Raw genomic sequence first — 7859 nt, forward strand, 5'->3', positions numbered from 1 at the left:
TTTATTCCTCAACAATCCACCGCTTCTCCATTTGCTGTTGATCCAGGTGCGATTTCATTTTGTTTATTTCGAAATACGTATATATGGTTAAGTAATGGAGAACAGTTTTGGTATTATCCTATTTTTGTAGGGCCAAGATCTGTTGCTGGTTTTAGATGGAACGGTAGGTTTTGGACGATGTTTGGAGTAGATACAAGAAGGATTATTTCTTTTACATGTTTTTAAAAAATAATATAAGTATAAAACTCTAATTCTATACGAAATAAAAGAGGGATTGAATGAAAAAAATACAATCATTTGAGGGAATTATAACAAAAATAAGTGATTTTGATGTAGGCGCAAATGAAGAAAAAGGATGTATGAAATTAATTGTTGTAAATAATGGTTATGGAAATGAAGTACATTTTGTAGTAAAACCAAATACGTATTTTGTTGATCAAATAATGGTCAAAATAGGAGATAATATAACAGGGTTTTATGATGCGAATGTACCAGTTCCTATGATTTTTCCACCACAATTTCAAGCGGTGGTGATGGCAAAATATATGTCTCATCAAAATGTAAAAGTGGACTATTTTAATGAGCAATTGGTAAGTAGCGATGGAAGATTAAAATTAAATCTTTCTCCAAATACACAAGTTATCTTAACAAATGGACAATTATTTACAGGAAACTTAACAAATAGAAATGTAATTGTTTTATATAGTATGGCAACTATGAGTATTCCAGCTCAAACTACACCTTATAGAATTATTATTTTGTGTTAAAAAATTAGGGAATCCAACAGGTTTCCCTAATTTTCATCATGCATTAAACAACTGTTTAATGCATGATGAAAATTAGGGCTGTCAAACAAATTGATATAACACAATTAACATGTAAAGCCAATTCCCTTTACGAAATTATGGCATCATCAAAATTCGCAAATTATGATTTGCGAAGATGAAGCAAATCTGATAGGTTTCGCAATTATAGGATATCCTCTGTTTATATTCGAAAAAATAAAATCACAAATATAGTGTAAAGTACATATAATTTTGTATACTGTATAAAGTAAACTGTCAAAATCGAACGCACAGAATCCATTCTGTGCGTTCGATTTTATCGTTTTAAAAGATGAAATTTTCAGTCGATTGAGTTATAATAAAAATACTTTCGTTTGTACAATATCTTTAGAAAGTATCGTAAAAATACCTAACACTCTTGTTAGGTATTTTTTATGTATGAGAGGAAAAAGAATCCTTTAAGTTTTTAATAAAAATAGCATGATGTAAGTCAGAATAAGGAATCCAATTTCCAGATTCATGAGAACCAACAAATTCATCATATATGGGATGCCAGATAATTAAATAGGTGTGCTGATTATATTGTATTTCATCAAATTGGCGTAACGCTATACCATATTGATCTGTTATACCGATAGGTATAGCGCCTTGCATTAAAATTTCTCTGAATTGTTTCAAAAACACCACTCCTATTGGTTTTTATCTATATATTTCTAAAAAATATAAGGATTCCTGCAAGTAAAATATAAAAAAGAAAAACTAGGTGTTTGTCAACGGTAAGCGGACCGAAGGGAGCATTAAGGAGTTGACAAACTCATGACACTAAGACCCTCTTGGATTGTCAAAACGGAAACGTTTTGGCCTGCCAACCGGCGAGGGAGCCCCTCAAGGATTGAGGGGTTGGGGAGTTCGATTGATGGGGTCAAGGGGAAAATTTCCCCTTGTAGGTTCGGACAAAGTCCGAGGTCTTTTAGCCATGCTAAGCATGGTTCGGCGAAGCCGACAAGCGTCGCAGACCCCTATCGATTTTGATGCGTTAGCGTCAAAATACGTATAGGGTTACGTTAATTGACATCATTTCGTCGCTTTGCTAGACTGATGGTATCAATTAATCTAGGGAAAGTGGTGGCACTTTATGTTGGGTTCTATCTCATTTAATCAATCTCATCAAAGTTCATTAAGCCATAATAATAGAGAAAATATTTATGGGAATCCTGGCATTGATCCAGCTAGGTTACATGAGAATATTTATTTTGTTCAAAAGGACATCCGAAGTGTATACAAGGATGTTTTTCAAGAAGCCGTGGACAAGTATAACGAGAAACAAAAACGAAATGATCGTAAAATTGATGACTACTATAACAAAGTACATAAAGATGATAAGACACATGAGCAACGAGAACTCGTTGTAGCGATAGGAGAAGGTAAAGACGACCCAAAGTATAGGGAAGCTAAAAAAGAAGCTTTAAAGCGCTATGCTGAGGCTTTTCAAGAGAGAAATCCAAACCTAGCGGTTTATAACATGGTTTTACATGATGATGAAGCCAATCCACATCTACATATTAACTATGTACCCAATTTTGAAAGCAGTCGAGGATTAACGAGGCGTGTCGGAATGGATAGAGCTTTGCAGCAACAAGGTGTCGAAGGAAAGGGAAGACAGTTAATTGCGCATTGGAGAGAAGCGGAAACAGCTTATATTGAGCAATTAGCGAAAGAACACATTCCAAATTTTGAACGTGCTAATATAGGTTCCCATAAATACATGAAAGTCCGTCAATATAAAGAATATGCAGAAGCAAAATCAACTATTGAAAATCAAGTACAAGAAAAAGAAACACAATTACAAACGATTGATTATGATTTAAAAAATGTTAAAGAGAAAACAAACGAATTAGAATTAGCTAAAAAGAGTTTGGAAAGTGATGTTGTTGATACGTACAAAGAATTAGAGGTAGTAAAACAACAAGTAGAGAATGAAAGTGAAAAGCTGCAGTTAATTGGCCAGCGTCATTTAGAGTTAGAAAAAAGAGTAGAACAAATACAAAAAGAATTAGATAGTGCTACAGATCAAGTACCAAATGAACCTGTTAAAATTCCATTTTTACGTAAAGAAGTAGTAGTAGAAGTACAGGATAAAATGTTTGGAAAAGCTGAAATCACGAAGAAACAGACAAGAAATTATGTGTTATCACCTGAACAATATCAAGAATTAACAAAAAAAGTGAATGCAGCGGTTATTATTAAAAAAGATTATGAGCGTTTAAGAGAAACAGATTTTGTGAAAGAGAATGAGAGTTTAAAAGCACATGCAGAGGGCTGGATGAAAGAAAATCGAACGTTGAAACAAGAAAAAAGTAAGTTACAAAAAGAAGTTGGTGTATTAAATAGAGAAATAAGCTCGTTAAAAGCTCATATAAGGGGTTTGCAGACGAATATAAGAGTTTTATATGTACAAACGAAAAAAGTTTTTAAAGAGCAATTTAAGGCGTTTAGAGAGATTGTTAAAAATGAATTGGGTAGCAAGGGAGTTGATAATCAATTTGAACGTGAACATAAGAAGGAAATGAATAAACATCGAGGGTTTGATATGGAAAGATAGATGTAATAATGGTGAAAAAGAGAATTGATTTCTAATAGATGGAAACCTTTAACAACATATTTCATGTTATTATATAAAAAGAGATACAAACGAGAAAAACCGCCCAAGCTTTGGTCGGCGAGGCGGTTTTTCATAATAAGGTTGGAATCAACCAATATATTTTCTATATACATTCTAACATATAAAAGTTGATTCCTTCCACTAAGGGAGAGAATTATTTTATGACAAAAGTTGTAGATTTTGGACAAGCTGAAAAAAAAGCGAAATTAAGAGATAGTAAGATTGATAGTATTTATGACCAATTGCAAACTGGTGGATATTCAGAAGAAGAAAGAGCTATGCTTTTACAGATGTTAAGTAAAATGTCTGGTGGCGAAGAATATTTCATAGGCAAAAAGAAAAAACCTACAGATCGGGTGAGATTTGTGCAAATTATAATGGATAATATAGATTATCTGATTGAAATAGGTTATTTGAGTAGTAAGGAAGAAGCTTTTTTATTCAAATTAACTTCATCTGTAGAGTTTAAAACTAATGTTCTCGTAGAACGTGAGACAAATAATCCGGCATCACCTACATATCTAGCTGAAAAGTTTAAAATGACTCGTCAAAGTATTTCTAGTGTTATGAATGGTTTATTAAAAAAGGGAATATTAGCAGTTGCACAATCAGGTGTTACAACTGAAGATGGGCGAGTTTGTACTAGCCGTACATGGTTTGTAAATCCAAATGTTATGTGTTGTTCTCCTAAAGATGGAATAGATAAAGCAACTCAACATATTTTTAGGGATTCATTAAGAAATTTTAAAGTTGAAGACCAAGGAAAGAAAAAACATAAATTACCTATTTATTTATTTTAAAAGAACGCAAAAATTTTCTTGCGTTCTTTTTTTTGTTATCATTTACCTTTTTTTAGGTGTCACTTTTTTTTGACACCTGTGTCGCTTTTTTTTGACACCCTACCTTTTATAAACCCTTGATATTATTGACTTTCTTCACTTTGCTCTTCTCACTCTTATATATAGGGCTAAAAGTTCCGCAAGGAACGGGTTGTATTTTTGAGAAAATCACTCAAAAATCTCCACCCTCAATATCAAAAAGTCGGTTCGTTAATCCTCACCTTAAGGCTACCGCCTTTTCTTTTTGATATTGTCCTTGCAAAACTTTTTTCGGCTGGTTTTTAGCTTTCGCCAAGCCGAACAGACCAAAAACGGGGTTAAGTTGCTCGACTTGGACTAGCAATTGTACCAGCCGAACCACCAGTTCTATCGTTCTAAGTAAAATCCTTACTCCATATTTAGTTACGTTAAGATCCAGGGGGCTAGCCCCCAAACCCCCAGCCAGCACTCACACCCAAAAACAAGGGGGAATCAAAAGACAAAAACATTCTAAGTAAAAAAATAAGCCACCCATATGGACAGCTCATTTACATAATTATCGTTAGCGGAAGTTAATAAAAAAACGATTCCTTTACAAACAGTAGGAATCGTTTTTTAAATCAAGCTTATTAAGCAATAGGAACTGTTTGTGGAATCTATCACTTACTTTTTTGTTTTACTCTTTTTTCTCCCTTGCGGAAAAAGAAGAGAAATAAGGTATAAGAAGGCTGCTGTTGCAACTGCTGACCAACTAATGGATATCCAATCAATTTCATCATGTTTGATCATACTAGCAATTACAATCCCTATAAGAATACCTAAACTGGTTAAAAGGTATGATTTCCAATTTAAATCTGTCGATCCTTTACTATCTTGAATTATTTTTTCTTTCAACTCTCCATCACTCCTTAATAATTCATCGATTGTGATCCCGAATAAATCACTTAAATCGATAATCACTCCAATATTGGGATAATTTTTACCTGTTTCCCACTTTGAAACTGATTGACGGCTAACATGTATTTTTGTAGCAAGGTACTCCTGTGACCAACCTTTTTTTTCTCTTTCTTTTTTTAATTTATCCCCAAAAAACATATTGTTTATCGCCCTTTCTTATTTCAGTATTGTTGAAGTGGATGACTAAAGTAAAGATAGTTATAGGCGCATTAAAGGTGCAACAAAAGGTTGCACCTTTAATGCGCCTCCAAATGGCTCGTTTGTTAATTGTATTATCCATCTATAACAAATTTTACTATAAAAAGAACCGTTTTTTATTTGCTACTCAACTTTTATTTTGTATATCTTATTCATGTCAAGTTAACATAACGCAACATTATCGGTAGCAACTATTTTGTTAGAATCCTTGTATTGACAGGGATTCTTCTTTTTTTGTCTGTTTATTTGGTATACAGGATTTTATACATCGTTGATGTAGCGGGGATTCTAGGGATTCTTACTTTTCTTCTTCTGCATAAAATCTTGTATAACATTTTATGCAGAAAAAATGAAAAATAGTGGTATCAATACAAACGATTGTCAATTATCTTTCATAATCATATTAAGTATGTATCTATTCAATTAATTGCAATTAATTTTAAAAAAAGTTGGTGAAGAGATGAGTAAGTTTAATAAACATAATCATTGTAATCATATTCCCTTCCCATGTGCGTTTCCTCCTTTTGAACCAGGAGTAACAGGACCAACGGGGCCCACTGGGCCACTAGGACCAACAGGACCTGCTGGAACAGGAGAAGGAATTACAGGGCCACCGGGACCACAAGGACCTGCTGGAGATACGGGTCCACAAGGAGTACCTGGTATTCAAGGTGAGATTGGAGATCCAGGACCAACAGGACCTCAGGGACCTCCTGGTATTCAAGGGGAACCGGGAGATTTAGGACCAACTGGTCCACAAGGAGTACCTGGTATTCAAGGAGAACCGGGAGATCCAGGACCAGATGGTCCACAGGGAGTGCCTGGTATTCAAGGAGAACCGGGAGATCCAGGACCAACAGGACCAACAGGGCCAGCAGGAGCAACAGGAGCTGGTGCAACAGGACCAACAGGGCCAGCAGGAATTGGAACACCAGGGCCAACAGGACCGCAAGGTAACCCAGGTATTCAGGGAGAACCGGGTCCAGAAGGCCCAACAGGACCACAAGGTAACCCAGGTATTCAGGGACCTCCTGGACCACAAGGTCCAACAGGACCACAAGGAACTCAGGGACCACAAGGAATTCCAGGTACTCGTGGCCCAACAGGAGCTCAAGGACCTCAGGGTATTCAAGGTCCACCAGGTTCTATTGGTCCAACAGGGCCAACTGGGTCTGTTGAACCACCGATAGCTGTGTCTGCATTGTATGAATCAAATACAATAACTGTTCAAAATGGAGAAAGAATCCCTTTTACCAGGGTTTTAGCACCGTCAGTAGGTGTAACAGCTGATACAGCTGCACGTACAATTACTATTCAAGGGGCAAATCGCAGATTTTCCATCACATTAAATATTGCTCTTGCTTCACAAAATACAACGCTCCCAGTAAATATACAAGTTAATGGACCATTAGGATCAATTGAGGGTGCACGTATTGTGGCTGGTAATCAACTTTCTTTAAGTTATAATCGAATTCTAACTAATAATACGGTATTATCTTTTGTAAATGTAAGTGGTGGACCAATTGTAATAGGGGGAGCAGTATCAGGGTCATCAACTGTTTCAATAAACATTTTTACTATAGGATAATTATTTATTTTAGATGTCAATTATTATTGACATCTTTTTTTTATTTCTTTTTTACCAGGTATTACTGACTTTCTTCACTTTACTCTTCTCACTCTTATATATAGGGCTAAAAGTTCCGCAAGGAACAGGTTGTATTTTTGAGAAAAACACTCAAAAATCTCCACCTTCACAAGAAAAAAGTCGGTTCGTTTATCTTCACCTAAAAGCTACCGCTTTTTCTTTTTTATTGTGTCCTTGCAAAACATTTTTCGGCACGTGTAATGTCTTTACCAAGCCGACAGACGAAAAAGGAAAAATTGTTCTATCAGCTTGATTTACAAGTATACGTGCCGAACCGCTTTACTATCGTTCTTACATTTCTTTTATTTTATTTTTTTATGACGTAGATCATGGGGGCTAGCCCCCAAACCCCCAACCAGCCTCTGTCAAAAAAGAAAAGGAAAACCTACAAGCTTCCGGTAAGACATCTATTACATATGAATATACCTAAGTAATTTTAAAAATAATAAGGGGTGATTTGTATGTATTACGAATCAACACATGTTCCTTATATACAGTATAATCAATATTATAATCGTCAATTTCCTATTCCTCAGATTCCAGGTATACCTGGAATGCCAGATTTTTCGAGTGTACCAAGTTTTCCAGAATACGAAGGTTCACAAACTCCAACAGCTCCTCCTCCTTCTTTTATTCCTCAACAATCCACCGCTTCTCCATTTGCTGTTGATCCAGGTGCGATTTCATTTTGTTTATTTCGAAATACGTATATATGGTTAAGTAATGGAGAACAGTTTTGGTATTATCCTATTTTTGTAGGGCCAAGATCTGTTGCTGGTTTTAGATGGAAC

Annotated in this window: 6 protein-coding genes and 2 pseudogenes; 6 read left to right on the forward strand and 2 right to left on the reverse strand. The window is 35.3% G+C overall.

Annotated elements, in window-relative coordinates:
* Positions 1-225 (forward strand): annotated as a pseudogene (locus ASE54_RS26675) (collagen-like protein); the annotation flags it as partial.
* A gap of 53 nt (positions 226-278) precedes the next feature.
* Entirely contained in the window at positions 279-767 is a 489-nt protein-coding gene (locus ASE54_RS26680; protein ID WP_003259619.1) for a hypothetical protein, read from the forward strand.
* Positions 768-1217: 450 nt separating this feature from the next.
* Here the strand turns inward: ASE54_RS26680 and ASE54_RS26685 are convergent, their stop codons facing one another.
* A complete protein-coding gene (locus ASE54_RS26685; protein ID WP_071242697.1) occupies positions 1218-1469 on the reverse strand; it encodes a hypothetical protein in 252 nt (83 codons plus the stop codon).
* A gap of 451 nt (positions 1470-1920) precedes the next feature.
* Between ASE54_RS26685 and ASE54_RS26695 the strand changes: the two genes are divergently transcribed.
* Both ASE54_RS26695 and ASE54_RS26700 read left to right on the forward strand, forming a co-directional pair.
* Complete coding sequence (locus ASE54_RS26695) at positions 1921-3387, forward strand: plasmid recombination protein (protein ID WP_003259614.1); 1467 nt, start codon at positions 1921-1923, stop codon at positions 3385-3387.
* A gap of 221 nt (positions 3388-3608) precedes the next feature.
* The gene (locus tag ASE54_RS26700; protein ID WP_000170180.1) at positions 3609-4247 is read left to right on the forward strand and encodes a helix-turn-helix domain-containing protein; all 639 of its coding nucleotides are present in this window, start codon (positions 3609-3611) and stop codon (positions 4245-4247) included.
* An 882-nt stretch (positions 4248-5129) separates the two neighbouring features.
* Here ASE54_RS26700 and ASE54_RS37650 read toward each other — a convergent pair.
* Positions 5130-5360 (reverse strand): annotated as a pseudogene (locus ASE54_RS37650) (helix-turn-helix transcriptional regulator); the annotation flags it as partial.
* Between the two features lie 520 nt (positions 5361-5880).
* On the opposite strand from ASE54_RS37650, the gene ASE54_RS26715 reads away from it, so the two are divergent.
* Both ASE54_RS26715 and ASE54_RS26720 read left to right on the forward strand, forming a co-directional pair.
* On the forward strand, positions 5881-7008 hold the full coding sequence (locus tag ASE54_RS26715; RefSeq protein WP_004400716.1) for a collagen-like protein: 1128 nt from the start codon (positions 5881-5883) through the stop codon (positions 7006-7008).
* 521 nt (positions 7009-7529) lie between these two features.
* A partial coding sequence (locus tag ASE54_RS26720) for a hypothetical protein (RefSeq protein ID WP_057273006.1) occupies positions 7530-7859 on the forward strand: 330 nt, incomplete at its 3' end.

Origin of the sequence: Bacillus sp. Root131 (assembly GCF_001429475.1) — a bacterium.
GTDB lineage: Bacteria > Bacillota > Bacilli > Bacillales > Bacillaceae_G > Bacillus_A > Bacillus_A thuringiensis_S.